Source organism: Pseudomonas sp. S34 (genome assembly GCF_009866745.1).
GTDB classification, from domain to species: Bacteria; Pseudomonadota; Gammaproteobacteria; order Pseudomonadales; family Pseudomonadaceae; genus Aquipseudomonas; species Aquipseudomonas jessenii.
Genome location: NZ_CP019398.1, coordinates 1,666,577 through 1,685,487 on the forward strand (window position 1 = coordinate 1,666,577; position 18,911 = coordinate 1,685,487).

General features: G+C 59.5%; 18 protein-coding genes. All 18 read left to right on the plus strand.

The window, feature by feature from the left end; all coding sequences use genetic code 11:
* Positions 1 to 220: 220 nt before the first annotated feature.
* The 18 genes from PspS34_RS07295 to PspS34_RS07380 all read left to right on the plus strand — a co-directional run bounded on the left by PspS34_RS07295 (position 221) and on the right by PspS34_RS07380 (position 18,788).
* A complete protein-coding gene (locus PspS34_RS07295; RefSeq protein ID WP_154860763.1) occupies positions 221 to 1,684 on the plus strand; it encodes a flagellin in 1,464 nt (487 codons plus the stop codon).
* Between the two features lie 74 nt (positions 1,685 to 1,758).
* Positions 1,759 to 2,112: a flagellar protein FlaG gene (locus PspS34_RS07300; protein WP_154860762.1), complete on the plus strand. Its 354-nt coding sequence runs from the start codon at positions 1,759 to 1,761 to the stop codon at positions 2,110 to 2,112.
* A gap of 81 nt (positions 2,113 to 2,193) precedes the next feature.
* Positions 2,194 to 3,579 (plus strand): flagellar filament capping protein FliD, encoded by a 1,386-nt coding sequence (fliD, locus tag PspS34_RS07305; RefSeq protein ID WP_154860761.1) that lies wholly within the window; start codon positions 2,194 to 2,196, stop codon positions 3,577 to 3,579.
* Between the two features lie 155 nt (positions 3,580 to 3,734).
* Positions 3,735 to 4,124 carry a flagellar export chaperone FliS gene (gene fliS / locus PspS34_RS07310; RefSeq protein WP_008001785.1) on the plus strand — a complete coding sequence of 130 codons (390 nt, stop codon included), beginning with the start codon at positions 3,735 to 3,737 and terminating at the stop codon, positions 4,122 to 4,124.
* A gap of 24 nt (positions 4,125 to 4,148) precedes the next feature.
* On the plus strand, positions 4,149 to 4,445 hold the full coding sequence (gene fliT / locus PspS34_RS07315) for a flagellar protein FliT (protein WP_154860760.1): 297 nt from the start codon (positions 4,149 to 4,151) through the stop codon (positions 4,443 to 4,445).
* A gap of 172 nt (positions 4,446 to 4,617) precedes the next feature.
* Positions 4,618 to 6,093, plus strand: coding sequence for a sigma-54 dependent transcriptional regulator (locus PspS34_RS07320; protein ID WP_150813413.1), 1,476 nt, complete (start codon positions 4,618 to 4,620; stop codon positions 6,091 to 6,093).
* A 128-nt stretch (positions 6,094 to 6,221) separates the two neighbouring features.
* Positions 6,222 to 7,415, plus strand: coding sequence for an ATP-binding protein (locus PspS34_RS07325; protein ID WP_174245536.1), 1,194 nt, complete (start codon positions 6,222 to 6,224; stop codon positions 7,413 to 7,415).
* A 5-nt stretch (positions 7,416 to 7,420) separates the two neighbouring features.
* The gene (locus PspS34_RS07330; protein ID WP_154860758.1) at positions 7,421 to 8,806 is read left to right on the plus strand and encodes a sigma-54 dependent transcriptional regulator; all 1,386 of its coding nucleotides are present in this window, start codon (positions 7,421 to 7,423) and stop codon (positions 8,804 to 8,806) included.
* Between the two features lie 254 nt (positions 8,807 to 9,060).
* Positions 9,061 to 9,387 carry a flagellar hook-basal body complex protein FliE gene (gene fliE, locus PspS34_RS07335; protein WP_057715889.1) on the plus strand — a complete coding sequence of 109 codons (327 nt, stop codon included), beginning with the start codon at positions 9,061 to 9,063 and terminating at the stop codon, positions 9,385 to 9,387.
* A gap of 16 nt (positions 9,388 to 9,403) precedes the next feature.
* Positions 9,404 to 11,191: a flagellar basal-body MS-ring/collar protein FliF gene (gene fliF / locus PspS34_RS07340; protein WP_154860757.1), complete on the plus strand. Its 1,788-nt coding sequence runs from the start codon at positions 9,404 to 9,406 to the stop codon at positions 11,189 to 11,191.
* Complete coding sequence (gene fliG / locus PspS34_RS07345; protein ID WP_150813417.1) at positions 11,184 to 12,203, plus strand: flagellar motor switch protein FliG; 1,020 nt, start codon at positions 11,184 to 11,186, stop codon at positions 12,201 to 12,203. The genes fliF and fliG overlap by 8 nt, the downstream gene beginning before the upstream one ends.
* Before the next feature lie 4 nt (positions 12,204 to 12,207).
* Positions 12,208 to 13,005: a flagellar assembly protein FliH gene (fliH, locus tag PspS34_RS07350; RefSeq protein WP_154860756.1), complete on the plus strand. Its 798-nt coding sequence runs from the start codon at positions 12,208 to 12,210 to the stop codon at positions 13,003 to 13,005.
* Entirely contained in the window at positions 12,995 to 14,353 is a 1,359-nt protein-coding gene (fliI, locus tag PspS34_RS07355; RefSeq protein WP_057715886.1) for a flagellar protein export ATPase FliI, read from the plus strand. Before fliH ends, fliI begins: the two co-directional genes overlap by 11 nt.
* 6 nt (positions 14,354 to 14,359) lie before the next feature.
* Positions 14,360 to 14,809, plus strand: coding sequence for a flagellar export protein FliJ (gene fliJ / locus PspS34_RS07360; protein ID WP_159389537.1), 450 nt, complete (start codon positions 14,360 to 14,362; stop codon positions 14,807 to 14,809).
* 157 nt (positions 14,810 to 14,966) lie between these two features.
* Positions 14,967 to 15,266, plus strand: a complete 300-nt coding sequence (locus tag PspS34_RS07365; RefSeq protein WP_150813419.1) for an STAS domain-containing protein — start codon at positions 14,967 to 14,969, stop codon at positions 15,264 to 15,266.
* 5 nt (positions 15,267 to 15,271) lie between these two features.
* The gene (locus PspS34_RS07370) at positions 15,272 to 16,978 is read left to right on the plus strand and encodes a fused response regulator/phosphatase (protein ID WP_150813420.1); all 1,707 of its coding nucleotides are present in this window, start codon (positions 15,272 to 15,274) and stop codon (positions 16,976 to 16,978) included.
* A 30-nt stretch (positions 16,979 to 17,008) separates the two neighbouring features.
* On the plus strand, positions 17,009 to 17,359 hold the full coding sequence (locus tag PspS34_RS07375; RefSeq protein ID WP_150813421.1) for an Hpt domain-containing protein: 351 nt from the start codon (positions 17,009 to 17,011) through the stop codon (positions 17,357 to 17,359).
* Positions 17,360 to 17,459: 100 nt separating this feature from the next.
* Positions 17,460 to 18,788 carry a flagellar hook-length control protein FliK gene (locus PspS34_RS07380; protein ID WP_159389538.1) on the plus strand — a complete coding sequence of 443 codons (1,329 nt, stop codon included), beginning with the start codon at positions 17,460 to 17,462 and terminating at the stop codon, positions 18,786 to 18,788.
* The last annotated feature ends 123 nt before the right edge of the window (positions 18,789 to 18,911 follow it).

An 18,911-nucleotide genomic window follows, 5' to 3' on the forward strand; every position in this document is an offset into this window, starting at 1 on the left:
CCGGAAATGAAAATTTTCGGGCGTTTTGCGTTTTTCTGACGCCGAATTTTTGGCTCTAAAGCCTTGAAAATAAAGGGCTGGCACCCTGCCACTAAAAAATTCAAAAAAACCCCTCAAGCAAAGCCTCATCACGACGATAACTATTACGTAGGTTCTCTAGGCCACACCAGGCGGTAGCCAGGGCCGGAAGCCGCAGTATCCATCCAACGAGGATTTCGTCATGGCTTTAACCGTAAACACCAACCTTGCTTCCTTGACCGTTCAGAACAACCTGAACAAAGCTTCCGGCAACCTGCAGACCTCCATGCAGCGCCTGTCCTCCGGCCTGCGTATCAACAGCGCTAAAGACGACGCTGCCGGCCTGCAGATTTCCAACCGTCTGACCAGCCAGATCAACGGCCTGGGCACCGCCATCAAGAACGCCGGCGACGGTATCTCCATCGCGCAAACTGCTGAAGGCGCGATGCAGGAATCCACCAACATCCTGCAAAAAATGCGTACCTTGGCCCTGGCTTCCGCGAACGGCTCGCCAAGCGCTGAAGACCGTAAGTCGAACAACGCTGAATACTCGGCATTGACTGCAGAACTGACTCGTATCGCTACCACCACTACTTTCGGTGGTCGTAACCTGTTGGATGGTTCTTTCGGTACTACCGCTTTCCAAGTTGGTGCTAACTCTAACCAGACCATCAACATGACTCTGGGTAACGTTGACGCTAACAACATTGGTTCTCAGCAGCTTAAAAGTGTAGCTATCGTACCGAGCGCTGGTGGTGTTGCCGCAGGCCCATTGATTGTAACTGGTGGTGGTAAGATTGCGACCCTGGCCACCACTGCTGGTCAGACTGCCAAATCGATTGCCGCCATGATGAATGGTGCAGTGCCAGGCTTGTCTGCAACCGCAAGTACTGAAGTGAAGTTTGCCGTCGATAAGACCGCTATCGCTGCGATTTCTTCTACATTGCCTGCAACAGGCCCAGCGGCTAACTTCACCGTAAAAGTAGGTGGCGCAACCGTTAACATGGTCGGTGTGACTGATACTAGTGGCCTGGCAGATCAATTGAAGTCCAATGCTGCCAAGCTGGGTATCAGCGTCAACTACGATCAAACCACAGACACCCTTTCTGTGAAGTCGGATACTGGTGAAAACATCGAATTCAACGCGGGCGATGATGCGGCGATTGCAGGTGTAAAAGTTTCCACAAAAGATGGTTCTGGTGCTTACGGTGGTTCGATCGCACTTGCCGCTACTGTAATTAAGGCGACCGGTTCTGTATCGTTGAACTCCACCAGTAGCTACTCTCTGAGTGGTACAGGTGTAGGTGGTCTGTTTGGTGCTGCAGCTGCAACTGCTGCTAGCTCGAGCAGAACTGCGGTATCTGCTACTGACGTGACCACGGCAGCCAACGCGCAAAACGCTATCGATGTAATCACCCAGGCAATTAGCAACATCGACTCGCAGCGTGCTGACCTCGGTGCCGTACAAAACCGTTTCGACAGCACCGTGTCGAACCTGCGCAGCATCTCGGACAACTCCACGGCTGCTCGTGGCGTGATCCAGGACGTTGACTTCGCTGCAGAAACTGCTCAGTTGACTAAGCAGCAAACCCTGCAACAGGCATCCACCGCGATCCTGTCTCAGGCTAACCAGTTGCCATCGGCTGTGCTGAAACTGCTGGGTTAATTCCAGCGTTTGGCGAATGACGGAAGGGCGCGTTTACGTGCCCTTTTGTCTTTTGAGTGATGCGGAGATTTAACATGGACATGAGCGTCAAGTTGAACCTGTCTTATCCCGCCGCCGTTGCCCCGCAGGGCGCAACACCGACTGTCACTGACAATCAGGATCAGCCCAAAACTGAAACCGTCGCAAAATCGGGCCTGGAGCCCAAGCGCGACGAACTGGAAAAAGCAGTGACCGATATTCAGGAATTCGTCCAGGCTGCCCAGCGCAATCTGGATTTTTCCATTGATGATTCAACCGGCCGGGTCGTGGTCAAGGTCATTGCCACCGAAACGGGCCTGGTGATTCGTCAGATACCGTCGGAAGCTGCACTGAAACTGGCCCAGAGCCTGTCGGACGCCAGTAGTTTGTTGTTTGACGACAAAGTCTGAACTGGCATGAATTTTGTTGCTGTCGCTGTTTAAGACGTTCCTGGTCAAGAACGCGGCAGCCACTGGAAAAGGAGAGAGATGATGGCGGGTACATCGGTTAGTGGTATTGGTTCGAACATCGATACCCAGGCGATTGTGAAGTCTTTGGTGGACTCCGAAAGAGCGCCAAAACAGACGCAGATTAACAATCAGACGCTGAAAGCAACCACCTCGCTGTCGTCGATCGGTAAAATCCAGGCGGCGCTGGATGCCTTCCGTGGGGCGTTGGACAGTATGAAAACCGCCTCCAGCTTCAGCGGGTTGAGCGGCACGACCTCCGATGAGAAAGTCGCCACCGTCACCACTGGTAATGGTGCGGCGGCAGGCAGCTTCTCGCTGCTGGTTACTCAGTTGGCAACAGCTTCGAAAATTTCAACCAAGGTCTTCACTGGCGGCGCTTCTTCGGTCGTCAATGCAGGTTCTACACCGTCCACGCTGACAATCAAGCAGGGCAGTGACACCTTCGACGTCAGCATTCCGGCTGGTGCGACCTTGCAGCAGGTGCGCGACTCGATCAACTCCCAGTACGCGAACCAGGGCTTGAGTGCCAACATCCTGACCGATGCCAACGGTTCTCGAATGGTGCTGACGTCCAACAAAACCGGTGTCGGTTCGGAGCTGAGCATGACGGGCAACTCCGGTCTGGAGACCGGTACTTCGATTCTCGCTACCCCGCAGAACGCCAAGTACACGCTCGATGGCGTGGTGATGGAATCCAAGTCCAATACGATTGCCGACGCAGTGAGCGGGATCACCGTCAAGCTGACGGGTGTTTCTCCGACTCCATCCGGTGGCGGTGCGGCGACGCCAGCCACTATTACGGTGTCTGCCGATACCGCGACGTTGAAGTCGTCGGTCAAAGGCTTCGTCGATACTTACAATGCGCTAATCAAGGCCGCCAATAGTGAGACGCAGGTCACAACCAATGCCGATGGTTCGTTGACAACCGGCGCCCTGACGGGCGACGCCTCTCTGCGTTCGCTGCTGTCGTCGGTTCGTACCGAATTAAACGCCATGAGCGGTACCGGTCAAATGAAGTCTCTCGCTCAGTTTGGTGTCGAGACTGATCAGAAGACCGGATTGCTGTCGATTGACGACAAAGTGTTTAGTGCTGCGGCAAAGACCAATGCCGCTGATATCAACGGGATCTTTTCGGGCGATACCGGTTTGCTTGCGCGCATGAAGTCCGCCACCGATAGCTTTGCGCAGAAAACGACCGGGGTCTTTGCCGCGCGTTCGGCTAGCTTGAGCGATAGCCTGACCGACCTGAAGAAGCAGCAGGATTCCCTCGATGCGCGGATGACCAGCCTGCAAACCAGTCTGACCGCCAAGTACACCGCGATGGATTCCCTGGTGGCCAGGCTGCGCGCCCAGAGCGATAGCATCATGACCACGCTCAATGCGCTGAACAATCCGAAGTCGGACTGATTCGGATCACGCATAAAAAACCCAGGCACGCTGTCATGACGGCTCCTGGGTTTTTTCGTTGGTGATGCTTACGCGTTAAAGTTATGTGTCGACCAGTCGACATAAAGATCAGAGCCTTCCCAATTTCAAGCTGTTGTCTGTCACGAGGTAGAAACATGAACCCCATGAGAGCCCTTCGCCAATATCAGAAGGTCAATTCCCATGCCCAGATCTCTGAAGCAAACCCCCATCGCCTGGTGCAGATGCTGATGGAGGGCGGGCTCGACCGCATGGCCCAGGCCAAAGGCGCGATGGAGCGGGGCGACATCGCACTCAAGGGGTTGATGATGGGCAAGGCCGTAGACATCATCATCGGCCTGCGTGACGGCTTGAACCCGGAAAAGACCGAAGATCCGGCTTCGCTGCAACAGCTCGACAATTTGTACGCCTACATGATGACCCGTCTGATGGAAGCCAATCGCGATAACAACGCGGCAATCATCGACGAAGTATCAGGTCTGCTCGAAACCCTGAAAAGCGGTTGGGATGCAATTGCCAATCAATAGGCCCAAGGGTCTGAGGATGACGTCATGAGTCAAGCACTGCGGCGAATTGAGGAAACCCGAGAAGCCCTGATCGACGCCCTGGCGGCGCGTAACTGGGATGCGATTGGCGAGCTGGATACGACCTGCCGCGAATGCGTCGACGAGGTGCTCAGCGAAGCACCGATTGACGAAGAGGCGCTTCGGACTAATCTCGAAGGGCTGTTGGCCGTCTACAAAGAGTTGCTGACCGTGACCATGGGCGAGCGCCAGGCGATAGTCGATGAAATGTCGCAGATCACCCAAGCACAAAAAGCGTCAAAGGTTTACCATTTGTTTGGTTAATTGACGCCAGTTAATCCAAATATAGTGCGCCATAAATTTGACTGTGCACGGTTTTTTGACTTAACTAGTGGCTGTTCCAGATTTCAGTCGTCTTCAGGCATATTTGTGCCTGCAAGCGTTTAGCTTGCCCCAGCATTTTGGGCATTGAGTTGACTAGGGAAGTTGCTATTGCATGTGGCGTGAAACCAAAATTCTGCTGATTGATGACGATAGCGTCCGCCGCCGCGACTTGGCGGTGATTTTGAATTTTCTCGGCGAAGAAAATTTACCCTGCGGTAGCCATGACTGGCAGCAGGCTGTCGGCTCTTTGTCGTCAAGTCGTGAAGTAATCTGTGTCCTTATCGGGACGGTCAATGCTCCTGGTGCACTTCTGGGCTTGCTTAAGACACTCTCGACCTGGGATGAGTTCCTTCCGGTTTTGCTGATGGGCGAAAATTCTTCCATTGACCTGCCGGAAGACCAGCGTCGGCGAGTGCTTTCGACCCTCGAAATGCCGCCCAGCTATAGCAAATTGCTCGATTCGCTGCACCGTGCCCAGGTCTATCGCGAGATGTACGACCAGGCCCGCGAGCGCGGTCGTCATCGCGAACCCAATCTTTTCCGCAGTCTTGTCGGCACCAGCCGGGCGATTCAACACGTCCGCCAGATGATGCAACAGGTCGCCGACACCGATGCCAGCGTGCTGATCCTCGGTGAGTCCGGCACCGGCAAGGAAGTGGTTGCGCGCAACCTGCATTACCATTCCAAGCGCCGCGAAGCGCCGTTCGTGCCGGTCAACTGCGGGGCGATTCCGGCCGAGTTGCTGGAAAGCGAATTGTTCGGCCATGAGAAGGGCGCCTTCACCGGGGCGATCACCAGTCGCGCCGGTCGATTCGAGCTGGCCAACGGCGGCACTCTGTTCCTCGATGAAATCGGCGACATGCCGCTGCCGATGCAGGTCAAGTTGTTGCGCGTGTTGCAGGAGCGCACCTTCGAGCGCGTGGGCAGCAACAAGACCCAGAGCGTCGACGTGCGCATCATTGCGGCGACCCACAAGAATCTCGAAAGCATGATCGAGATCGGCACCTTCCGCGAAGACCTGTACTACCGCCTGAATGTGTTCCCGATCGAGATGGCGCCGCTGCGTGAGCGCGTCGAAGACATTCCCCTGCTGATGAACGAGCTGATCTCGCGCATGGAGCACGAGAAGCGCGGTTCGATCCGTTTCAACTCGGCGGCCATCATGTCGCTGTGTCGTCATGGATGGCCGGGCAACGTCCGCGAATTGGCCAACCTGGTGGAGCGCATGGCGATCATGCATCCATACGGCGTGATCGGCGTGGTCGAGTTGCCGAAGAAATTCCGCTACGTCGACGATGAAGACGAGCAAATGGTCGACAGCCTGCGCAGCGATCTGGAAGAGCGCGTGGCCATCAACGGCCATACCCAGGACTTTACCGCCAATGCCATGTTGCCTCCGGAAGGTCTGGACCTGAAGGACTATCTCGGTGGTCTGGAGCAGGGGCTGATCCAGCAGGCGCTGGATGATGCCAACGGCATTGTGGCGCGCGCGGCCGAGCGCCTGCGTATTCGTCGTACCACGCTGGTGGAAAAGATGCGCAAGTACGGCATGAGCCGTCGTGATGGAGACGAGCAGGCGGATGATTGACGCCTGTTTTTCAACTCGTTCATTTATAAGAAGTTTTTTTTAGGCACGGGTATTGCTACGTCCCTCGCAACGTTCCGTTTCACTGACGGTCAGCCAAGCGAGATTGCACGATGCCCCAAGCCGCCCAGATGTCTCCTGTCCTTGATGCTTCGGGACAACCGTCGTCCGTAGAGCTGGCGAGCCGGCTTGGCCTTGAGCAGGCATTTACGCTGTTCAACCAGATGTCCAGTCAGTTGACCGATTCCTACAGCATGCTTGAAGCCCGGGTAACCGAGCTCAAGGGTGAATTGGCAGTGGTCAGTGCCCAGCGCATGCAGGAGCTGGCGGAAAAAGAACGCCTGGCCAACCGCCTGCAAAACCTCCTTGATCTCTTACCCGGCGGAGTCATCGTCATTGACGCCCAGGGCATCGTGCGCGAAGCCAATCCGGCGGCGTGCGAGTTGCTGGGGTTGCCGCTGGAAGGTGAATTGTGGCGCCACGTCATTGCCCGCTGTTTTGCGCCGCGCGAAGACGATGGTCATGAAGTCTCCCTCAAGGATGGTCGGCGCCTGTCGATCGCCACGCGCTCGCTGGACGCAGAGCCTGGCCAGTTGGTGTTGCTCAACGACCTGACTGAAACCCGTCACCTGCAGGATCAACTGGCCCGACATGAGCGGCTGTCGTCGCTGGGGCGCATGGTCGCTTCGTTGGCTCATCAGATACGCACGCCGTTGTCCGCCGCGTTGCTGTATGCCAGTCATTTGACCGAGCAAGAGCTGCCGGTCGCTACCCAGCAGCGCTTTGCCGGACGCCTCAAGGAACGCCTGCACGAGCTGGAGCACCAGGTGCGCGACATGCTGGTGTTCGCCCGGGGCGAGTTGCCGCTGACTGACCGCGTGACGCCCGGTCAGCTGATGCAATCGTTGCAAGCGGCGGCGCTGACCCACGTTCAGGATCTGCCGATCCGCTGGCAGTGCGACAGTCACTCGGGGGAGTTGCTGTGCAATCGCGACACCCTGGTCGGTGCGATCCTCAATCTGATCGAGAACGCCATTCAGTCCAGTGCCGGTCCATTGCGCCTCAAGATTCACCTCTACACCCGCGGCAATTACCTGCGCCTGTGCGTCAGCGACAGTGGCTCCGGTATCGATGCCACCGTTCTGGCGCGATTGGGCGAACCCTTTTTTACCACCAAGGCCACTGGCACAGGTCTTGGCCTGACCGTGGTCAAGGCAGTGGCGCGTGCTCATCAGGGACAATTGCAGTTGCGCTCGCGACTCGGTCGCGGCACTTGCGCGCAGGTTATCCTGCCGTTGTTCAGCAGCGCTCAAGGAGCGGAGTGACACAGATGGGTATCAAGGTTCTGCTGGTCGAGGACGATCGCGCGTTGCGCGAGGCGCTGGCCGATACGCTATTGCTCGCGGGGCACGATTACAAGGCGGTGGGTTCGGCAGAGGAGGCGTTGCTTGCCGTCGGCGGCGAGGCCTTCAGCCTGGTGATCAGCGACGTCAACATGCCGGGTATGGACGGCCACCAGTTGCTGGGCCTGTTGCGAGCGCGGCAGCCGCAATTGCCGGTGTTGCTGATGACGGCTCACGGCGCGGTCGAGCGTGCGGTCGATGCGATGCGCCAAGGTGCGGTGGACTATCTGGTCAAACCTTTCGAGCCCAGGGCGTTGCTCGATCTGGTGGGGCGTCATGCCCTGGGCAGTCTCGGCCTGGCTGAGGGTGAAGGGCCGATAGCATTCGAGCCGGCGAGCGCGCAGTTGCTCGAATTGGCAGCGCGGGTCGCACGCAGCGATTCCACGGTGTTGATCTCGGGTGAGTCGGGCACGGGCAAGGAAGTGCTGGCGCGCTACATCCATCAGCATTCTCATCGCGCCAATCAGCCATTTATTGCGATCAACTGTGCGGCGATCCCGGACAACATGCTCGAAGCGACCTTGTTCGGGCACGAGAAGGGCTCCTTCACCGGTGCCATTGCCGCGCAAGCCGGCAAGTTCGAGCAGGCCGACGGCGGCACCATTCTGCTCGACGAAATTTCCGAAATGCCCCTGGGGCTCCAGGCCAAACTGCTGCGCGTACTGCAAGAGCGTGAGGTCGAAAGGGTTGGGGCGCGCAAGCCGATCACGCTGGACATTCGCGTGGTCGCCACCACCAATCGTGACCTGGCGGGTGAGGTGGCGGCGGGGCGCTTCCGCGAAGACCTTTACTATCGCCTGTCGGTGTTTCCCCTGGCGTGGCGTCCGTTGCGCGAGCGCACCGCCGACATCCTGCCGCTGGCCGAGCGTCTGCTGGCCAGACATGTCAATAAAATGAAGCATTCACCGGCCAGATTGTCCCCCGAGGCCCAGGCGTGCCTGATCGCTTATCCGTGGCCGGGTAACGTGCGTGAGCTGGACAACGCGATTCAGCGTGCGTTGATTCTGCAGCAGGGTGGCTTGATCCAGCCGCAGGATTTCTGCCTGGCCGGGCCGGTGGCTTGTGCGCCACTGCCAGCGTTGGCGCAGGCGCCGGTGCGTCCTGTGGAAGTCGAGGCCGAGTCGGCCGGTGCGCTGGGCGATGATCTGCGTCGCCGAGAATTTCAGATGATCATCGATACCCTGCGCGCCGAACGCGGTCGTCGCAAAGAGGCGGCCGAGCGCCTGGGTATCAGCCCGCGGACCCTGCGCTACAAGCTGGCGCAAATGCGCGATGCCGGTATGGATGTGGAAGCCTATCTGTTCGCCACCTGACCTCTAGCCTGCGCCTGGGCCCTGTAGGAGCGAGCCTGCTCGCGATGGTCGTTAACGATTACGCGCAGTTACAGGATAAGCGCGTCGCTCCTGGGTCCATCGCGAGCAGGCTCGCTCCTACAGGGTTGCGTTGGGATCAGAGTCGGGGAAGGGCTTTTGTTCAGAGTGGCCATGGAGCTGGCACCCTTGTTGCTAACACCTCATGACCCGCCGAGTGAGTGTCAAAAAATTGCGGGTCGTCAAAGAGAGAAACCATGAGCCAAGGTATTGAATTCAATCGGTTGATGCTGGATATGCGCGCCATGCAAATGGATGCCATGTCTGCGCCGAAATCGACTGCCGTTCCTGAAGTGTCGGGCAGCAGCTTTTCCGACATGCTCGGTCAGGCCGTCAATAAAGTGAACGACACCCAACAGGCTTCCACGCAGTTGGCCAGTGCGTTCGAAATCGGCAAAAGTGGCGTCGATCTTACAGACGTGATGATCTCATCGCAGAAAGCCAGCGTGTCCTTCCAGGCATTGACCCAGGTGCGCAACAAGCTGGTTCAGGCCTACCAAGACATCATGCAGATGCCGGTTTAAAGGACGAGATTGAGTCATGGCAGAAGCAGTCGCCGATAACGTTCCGGCCAAGGTCACTCCAATAGACGGCAAACCGCCGCTGTTCGGGTTGTCCTTCCTGGAAAACCTCTCCGAGATGACCATGTTGCGTCAGGTGGGCCTGTTGGTCGGCCTGGCGGCGAGCGTGGCGATTGGTTTTGCCGTGGTGTTGTGGTCCCAGCAACCGGACTACCGGCCTCTGTACGGCAGCCTTGCCGGCATGGACGCCAAGCAGGTCATGGATACCCTGGCCTCCGCCGATATCCCGTACACCGTCGAACCCAATTCCGGTGCCTTGCTGGTCAAGGCCGATGACCTGTCCCGAGCGCGGCTCAAGCTCGCGGCCGCTGGTGTCACTCCCAGCGACGGCAACATCGGTTTTGAAATCCTCGACAAGGAGCAGGGGCTTGGCACCAGCCAGTTCATGGAAGCGACCCGCTACCGTCGCGGCCTCGAAGGCGAACTGGCCCGCACCATTTCCAGCCTCAACAACGTCAAGGGTGCTCGTGTGCACCTGGCGATCCCGAAAAGTTCGGTGTTCGTGCGCGACGAGCGCAAGCCGAGCGCTTCGGTTCTGGTTGAACTCTATTCCGGTCGCTCCCTCGAGCCAGGCCAGGTCGTGGCCATCATCAATCTGGTAGCGACCAGCGTTCCCGAACTCAGCAAATCGCAGATCACCGTGGTCGACCAGAAGGGCAACCTGCTCTCCGATCAGGCGGAAAACTCCGAACTGACCATGGCTGGCAAGCAGTTCGACTACAGCCGTCGCATGGAAAGCATGCTCACTCAGCGCGTGCACAACATCCTGCAGCCAGTGCTGGGCAACGACCGTTACAAGGCCGAAGTCTCGGCCGACGTGGATTTCAGTGCGGTCGAGTCGACTTCCGAGCAATTCAACCCGGATCAACCGGCGTTGCGCAGCGAGCAGTCGGTCAACGAACAACGTACCGCCAGCAATGGCCCGCAAGGCGTGCCGGGTGCCTTGAGCAACCAGCCGCCAGCGCCGGCCTCCGCACCGCAAACCACCGGCGGCACTCCGGGGGCAGCCGGCATGGTGCAGCCGGGCCAGCCGCTGGTTGATGCCAATGGCCAGCAAATCATGGACCCGGCCACCGGTCAGCCGATGCTCGCTCCGTACCCGGCGGACAAGCGTCAACAATCGACCAAGAACTTCGAACTCGACCGATCCATCAGCCACACCAAGCAGCAGCAGGGACGGTTGAATCGCCTGTCGGTGTCGGTGGTGGTCGATGATCAGGTCAAGATCAACCCGGCCAATGGCGAAACCACCCGTGCGCCATGGAGCGCCGATGAACTTGCGCGCTTCACGCGTCTGGTTCAGGACGCGGTCGGCTTCGATGCCAGCCGTGGTGACAGCGTCAGCGTGATCAACATGCCGTTCTCCGCCGAGCGCGGTGAAGTGATTGCCGAAATTCCGTTCTACTCCCAGCCGTGGTTCTGGGACATCGTCAAGCAAGTGCTGGGTGTGCTGTTCATTCTGGTGCTGGTGTTCGGTGTGCTGCGTCCGGTGCTCAACAACATCACCGGTGGTGGCAAGGGCAAGCAGCTGGCCGGTATCGGCAGCGACGTCGAGTTGGGTGGCATGGGCGGTCTGGATGGCGAACTGGCCAACGACCGTGTCAGCCTCGGTGGCCCGACCAGCATCCTGTTGCCGAGCCCGAGCGAAGGCTATGACGCTCAGTTGAACGCAATCAAGAGTCTGGTGGCAGAAGACCCGGGTCGTGTGGCCCAGGTCGTGAAAGAGTGGATTAACGCAGATGAGTGATAACCGAGCCGTTGCCGCCAAACTGTCCAAGGTCGACAAAGCCGCAATCCTGTTGCTGTCCCTGGGCTCCACCGACGCTGCCCAGGTGCTGCGCCACATGGGCCCCAAAGAGGTTCAGCGCGTGGGTGTGGCCATGGCCCAGATGGGTAATGTGCACCGCGAGCAGGTCGAACAGGTGATGAGCGAGTTCGTCGACATCGTCGGCGACCAGACCAGCCTGGGCGTCGGCTCCGACGACTATGTGCGCAAGATGCTCACCCAGGCCCTGGGCGAAGACAAGGCCAACGGCCTGATCGACCGCATCCTGCTTGGTGGTAACACCAGCGGCCTCGACAGCCTGAAGTGGATGGAGCCGCGCGCCGTCGCCGACGTGATCCGTTACGAGCACCCGCAGATCCAGGCGATCGTGGTGGCGTATCTCGATCCGGACCAGGCCGGTGAAGTGCTCGGTAACTTCGACCACAAGGCGCGACTGGACATCATCCTGCGGGTTTCCTCGCTGAACACCGTACAGCCAGCGGCCCTGAAAGAACTCAACCAGATTCTCGAGAAGCAGTTCTCCGGCAACTCGAATGCCTCGCGCACCAACCTGGGTGGTATCAAGCGTGCTGCGGACATCATGAACTTCCTCGACAGCTCGATCGAAGGCCAGCTCATGGACTCGATCCGCGAAGTCGACGAAGACCTGTCCGGTCAGATCGAAGACCTCATGTTCGTGTTCAACAACCTGGCCGATGTCGACGACCGCGGGATTCAGGCGCTGCTGCGCGAGGTGTCCTCCGATGTGCTGGTGCTGGCCCTCAAGGGGTCGGACGAAGGCGTCAAGGAGAAGATCTTCAAGAACATGTCCAAGCGTGCGGCCGAACTGTTGCGCGACGACCTGGAAGCCAAGGGCCCGGTACGCGTCAGCGACGTGGAAACCGCGCAGAAGGAAATCCTCACCATCGCCCGCCGTATGGCCGAAGCCGGGGAAATCGTTCTCGGCGGCAAGGGCGGCGAGGAAATGATCTAACACCATGGTCAAGAATGATGATGCACCCACTGACCTGATCCGGGCCAGGGATGTCAGTGGCTTCGATACCTGGGCGCTGCCCAGTTTCGACCCGCCGGAACCCGAGCCGGAACCTGAGCCTGAACCCGAACCGCCGGAAATGGAGGAAGTGCCGCTGGAGGAAGTCCAGCCACTGACCCTCGAAGAACTCGAAAGCATTCGCCAGGAAGCCTATAACGAAGGCTTCGCGGTGGGTGAGAAGGAAGGTTTCCACAGCACCACGCTCAAGGTCCGCCAGGAAGCCGAAATGGCCCTGACCGCCAAGATTGCGGCGTTGGAGCAACTGATGACGCACCTGTTCGAGCCCATTGCCGAACAGGACACCGAGATTGAAAAGTCCTTGGTCGACCTCGTGCAGCACATCACCAGACAGGTGATCCAGCGCGAACTGGCCATCGACTCGACGCAGATCGAACACGTCATGCGCGAGGCGCTCAAGCTGTTGCCGTTGGGCGTGGGCAATGTGCGGCTGTACATCAATCCGCAGGACTTCGCACAGGTCAAAGCCCTGCGCGAGCGTCATGAAGAAACCTGGCGCATCGTCGAGGACGAAGCGCTGCTGCCTGGCGGTTGCCGGGTCGAGACAGAACACAGCCGCATCGACGCCACGGTCGAAACCCGTGTCGCGCGGGTGATGGACAAGCTGTTCGATCAGTTGCACGAGCAGGCCTTGCACCCGGCCGCGCCGGACCTGAGCCTTGAACTGCCGATCGAAGGTAAGCCTGCGGTCGCACCGGCTCAGGATGTTCCCGATGCGCCTTGAACGCACCAGTTTCGCCAAGCGCCTGGGCAGCTATGCCGAGGCCACGGGACTGGAGGGCGCACCGATCCTCGAAGGCCGCTTGCTGCGCATGGTCGGCCTGACCCTCGAAGCCGAAGGCCTGCGCGCCGCCATGGGCAGCCGCTGCATGGTCATCAACGACGACAGCTATCACCCGATGCAGGTTGAAGCCGAAGTGATGGGCTTCTCCGGCAGTAAAGTCTTCCTGATGCCAGTCGGCAGTGTCGCCGGCATTGCGCCCGGTGCCCGAGTGGTGCCCTTGGCCGATACCGGTCGCTTGCCCATGGGCATGAGCATGCTCGGGCGGGTGCTGGATGGCGCCGGTCGTGCGCTGGACGGCAAGGGCGGGATGAAGGCCGAAGACTGGGTGCCAATGGACGGCCCGACCATCAACCCGCTCAAGCGCGAACCGATCAGCGAACCGCTGGACGTGGGCATCCGTTGCATCAATGGCATGTTGACGGTCGGACGCGGCCAGCGGCTCGGCCTGTTCGCCGGTACCGGTGTCGGTAAATCCGTGCTGTTGGGGATGATGACGCGCTTTACCGAGGCCGACATTATCGTCGTCGGGCTGATCGGTGAGCGGGGGCGTGAAGTTAAAGAATTCATCGAGCACATCCTCGGTGAAGAAGGGCTCAAGCGTTCGGTAGTGGTGGCGTCCCCGGCGGACGATGCGCCGCTGATGCGACTGCGCGCCGCCATGTACTGCACGCGCATCGCCGAATATTTCCGCGACAAGGGCAAGAACGTCCTGTTGCTCATGGATTCGCTGACCCGTTTCGCCCAGGCCCAGCGGGAAATCGCTCTGGCCATCGGTGAGCCGCCGGCGACCAAAGGCTATCCGCCGTCGGTGTTCGCCAAGTTGCCGAAGCTGGTAGAGCGGGCCGGTAATGCCGAGAAGGGCGGTGGTTCGATCACCGCGTTCTACACCGTGCTGTCCGAAGGCGATGACCAGCAGGACCCGATTGCCGACTCGGCGCGGGGCGTGCTCGACGGGCACATCGTGCTGTCCCGGCGACTGGCCGAGGAAGGTCATTACCCGGCCATTGATATCGAGGCATCCATCAGCCGGGTGATGCCGGCGGTGGTGTCGCCGGAGCACATGATGCGAGCGCAGTATTTCAAGCAATTGTGGTCGCGCTATCAGCAGAGTCGCGACCTGATCAGCGTCGGCGCCTACGTCGCTGGCGGCGACCGCGAGACCGACCTGGCGATTTCCTTGCAACCGCAACTGGTCAAATACCTGCGCCAGGGGCTCAACGACAGCATCAGCCTGGGCGAAAGCGAAGCTTACCTCGCGTCGATCTTCGCGCCCGCGGCGGGCGGCTAACCGGCCATGGCCCAGACTCGGGCAGGGCGCCTGGCCCCCGTGGTGGAAATGGCCGAAAAGGCCGAGAAAACCGCAGTCCAGCGCCTGGGGCGCTTTCAGGGGCAGGTGCGTTTGGCCGAAAGCAAACTCGCCGACCTCGAAGCCTTCCGTCTCGATTATCAGGAGCAATGGATCGTGCGCGGCAGCGGCGGCGTCTCGGGCCAATGGTTGCTGGGCTATCAAGGCTTTCTCGCGCAACTGGGCACGGCCATCGACCAGCAGCGGCAAAGCCTGGCCTGGCATCAGAACAACCTGAACAAGGCCCGGGACACTTGGCAGCAGGCGTTTGCCCGGGTCGAAGGCTTGCGCAAGCTGGTTCAGCGCTATGCCGATGAGGCGCGGGCGCTTGAAGACCGGCGCGAACAGAAACTGTTGGATGAATTGTCCCAGCGCCTGCCACGGCAGGATCACCTGTAGGAGCGAACTCGCTCGCGATGAACCTGTGAGCGCACGGGGATGTCAGGCTTACAGCGATAACGATTCGACAGTCACCACAACCTACCGCCTTGCTCCAACCTCTACCAAATGCTAAACCTTGTGCAAGCGGGTTTACAAATGACAAGGAAGCCATGAAATGTCAGTCGTTACAGAAGTCTCTCCGGATGGGCAAAAACTGACGATATCGGTCAAGGGACGATTCGATTTCGCCAAGCATCAGGAATTTCGTCAGTCCTACGAAAATAAAGAGATATCGGCGGTTGTGGTCGACCTGAAAGATGCCACTTACCTCGATAGCTCGGCCCTGGGCATGTTGCTTTTGCTGCGTGATCACGCCGGTGGCGACGAATCCGATATCCGTGTCGTCAACAGCAGTACCGATGTGCGCAAGATCCTCGCCATCTCCAACTTCGACAAGCTGTTCGACATCAGTTGATTGCCATGCAGCCACTGGAGCCGCTGACGATCCTGATTGCCGAGGACAGCGCCGCCGATCGCCTGCTGTTGTCGAGCATTCTGCGCCGCCAGGGGCACGAAGTGCTGACGGCGGCCAACGGTGCCGAAGCGGTCGAGGTGTTTCGCCAGCAATCACCGCACCTGGTGTTGATGGATGCGATGATGCCGGTCATGGACGGCTTCGAGGCGGCCCGGCAGATCAAGGCTCTGGCCGGGGAAACCCTGGTGCCGATCATCTTCCTCACGTCGTTGTCCGAAAGCGAAGCCCTGGCCCGTTGCCTGGAAGTCGGCGGTGACGACTTTCTGGCCAAGCCCTACAACCAGGTGATTCTCGCTGCCAAGATCAAGGCGATGGATCGCTTGCGGCGCTTGCAGGACACCGTGCTGCAACAGCGTGACCAGATCGCCCGGCACCACGACTACCTGCTCAACGAACAGCGTGTGGCCAAGGCCGTTTTCGACAAGGTGGCGCACTCCGGCTGCCTGAATGCCGCTCCGAATATCCGTTATCTGCAATCGCCCTATGCGCTGTTCAATGGCGACCTGTTGCTGGCCGCGTTCACCCCGGCCGGAGACATGCACGTGCTGCTGGGCGACTTCACCGGCCACGGTTTGCCGGCGGCAGTGGGTGCGATGCCCTTGGCCGAAGTCTTCTACGGCATGACCGCCAAGGGCTATGGCCTGGCGGAAACCCTGCGCGAGATGAATGCCAAGCTCAAGCGCATCCTGCCGGTGGACATGTTCTGCTGTGCCACGTTGCTGTGCCTGAGTTTTCAGCGTCGTTCGGTGGAAGTCTGGAATGGCGGCATGCCGGACGGTTACCTGCATCGCGTTGCCAGTGGCGAGCGAACGCCTCTGCCGGCGCGGAACCTGCCTTTGGGTGTGCTGAGCCCGGAATCCTTCGATGAGCGTACCGACGTGTATCCCATGGCTCTCGGGGATCGGGTGTTTCTGCTGTCCGATGGGGTGATCGATACCTGCGACGCCAATGATCAACTGTTTGGCGTGCAGCGATTGCAGCAGGTGTTTGCTGCCAATCGGCATCCGGATGTGCTGTTCGAAGAGATCGAGCAGGCGCTGCGTCATTTCGGCGGTGAAGCGCGTGACGATGTCAGCATGGTCGAAGTCAGCCTGCTGGAGTCGACGCAAATCACTCCGCCGGCGTTGGTCTACTCCGACAGCGGCCAGTCCTGCCCGCTGGACTGGTCGGTAAGTTTCGAGTTTCGCGCCGCCACGCTCAAGCGCTTCAATCCGTTACCCTATCTGTTGCAGTTGTTGCTTGAGGTCCATGGTCTTCGGGCTCAGAGCGGTGCGCTCTATAGCGTGCTGGCGGAGCTCTACTCCAATGCGCTGGAGCATGGCGTGCTTGGGCTGGATTCGAGTCTCAAGCGCGATGCCTCGGGTTTTGCGCGATATTATCAAGAGCGCAATACCCGGCTGGACGAGCTGCTGGATGGCTATGTACGGTTACATTTGCAGGTGACGCCAACGGACGATGGCGGTTGCCTGACCATTCACATCGAAGACAGCGGCAAGGGTTTCGATGTCGAGCGGGTGATGGCAAGACCGTTGGAAGACGTCCGCCTGTCGGGGCGTGGGGTCAGTCTGATCCGCCAGTTGGGGCGTAATGCCCGCTGGAGCGACAATGGTCGAAGTGCACGCGTGGAGTTTATCTGGGAGGCTCTGGCATAATCCGCGCATTCTTGATCAAGGAGTGAGCAAGTGGACGACACACATGTGGATCGCGACGTGCTGAGCGCATTGCAGGAAGTGATGGAAGAGGGCTATCCGGATCTGCTGGATATCTTTCTTGCGGACTCCGAAGAGCGCCTGAAAGTCTTGAGAACGGCTGACAGTGCTGCACTGCTGGTTGAAACCGCCCATAGCTTCAAGGGCAGCAGCAGCAATATGGGCGCCCTGAGGCTGACCGAGCTGTGCCATCAACTTGAGCTGCAGGCCAGAAGTTTGCCATGCACCGCCGTTCAGGAACTGGTCGGCGAAATCGATCGCGAGTTCGCCGGTATCCGGCCTCTGTACGAAGCTGAACGACAGCGTTGCCCGGCGAAAATCTGAGCACACGCTGCATTTGGTCCTCTTCGAGTGAAACTGGCTCGACCTTTGCAGTCAACTCATCCAACTGTACTTACGAGCCCCGTGCAGCGGAGACCGTTTCATGCCCGTTACCCCCGATATTCTGCTTCAGGCCTCCAGGCAGGCCAAGACTCAAGCTGGCTCCGCCAATCCTCCGGCGCAGACCGCCAAGCCCGGGGGCAAGGCCGCAAGTTTCGCTCATGTCTACGCCAGCCAGGCCCAGAGCAAGCCCAATGCATTGGCCGATACCTCGGTCAAGCCCGGTCGCGACAAAACCAGCGATGTTGCCGGAAGGAACGACGCTGATGACGACAAGTCTGCCGCCGAGGAACCGGTGGTTGCCGATGGCGGCAAATCCTTGCCTGTCGACAATTCGGTGCCGGCTGATGACAAGACCGTTGGCGATGATGCGTCAGATGCCGACCCGGCTCCGGTCGTCGATGCCACACCGATAGATCCCGTTGTACTGGCACCGGTAGCCTCTTGCGTAGTCGACACAGTGCAACCTGTCGTTGATGCGCCGGTTGCGTCCGCGGCTACGGCTACGGCTACGGCTGCACTCGCTCCAGCGCTGGCCACTGCCGACGGCGATTTCGATCCCTCGACCGATCCGCTCGACGCATTGCCAGCGGTGCGCCTGGCGATGGAGCAGGGCGGTCACGTATCGGCTTCCAGCCAGGCGCAGCCCAAGGCTGCACCGACACAAGCGCAAGCCCAGGCTGACGGTGAGCTGACGTCGGCGCAAAACTTTGCCGCCGGCATGGCGACCATGCTGGAGGTTCAGGGCGACAACAGCGGCACCGGTCAGGGGGGCGACAAGGCTTTCAGCGGCTTGATCGATGACGGCCTGAAGGACCTCAAGTCCGCCAGCAGCGACACCCGTGTCGATGATTTCGCCAACCGTCTGGCAGCGCTGACCCAGGCGGCCACACCGAAGACAGCCAATGCCTTGCCGGTGAACCAGCCGGTCGCCATGCACCAGAGCGGGTGGACCGAAGAGGTGGTGAACCGGGTCATGTACCTGTCCAGCGCCAATCTCAAGGCGGCGGACATCCAGTTGCAGCCCGCTGAACTCGGGCGTCTGGACATTCGGGTGAACATGGTTCCCGATCAGCAGACCCAGGTCACGTTCATGAGTGCGCATCCGGGCGTCCGTGAGGCGCTGGATGGGCAGGTCCATCGCTTGCGCGACATGTTCGCGCAGCAGGGCATGGGGCAGGTCGATGTCAACGTTTCGGACCAGTCTCGGGGTTCGCAGCAGGAGCAGGCTCAGCAGAGCCTGAGCGGGCGAGCGAGCGCCAGTGGTGGTCGTCTTGAAACCATGGATGACGAAATAGCCCCGAGCATCACAGAAGTTGCCGCAACGGCTACCAGTGTGATCGGCTCCAGCGCCGTCGACTACTACGCCTGATCAGACACAAACCCTGTGGGAGCGGGCTTGCTCGCGAATACGGTTTAACATTCAACATTAATGTTGACTGTCACAACGCATTCGCGAGCAAGCCCGCTCCCACATTTGTTTGGCGGCGCTCTT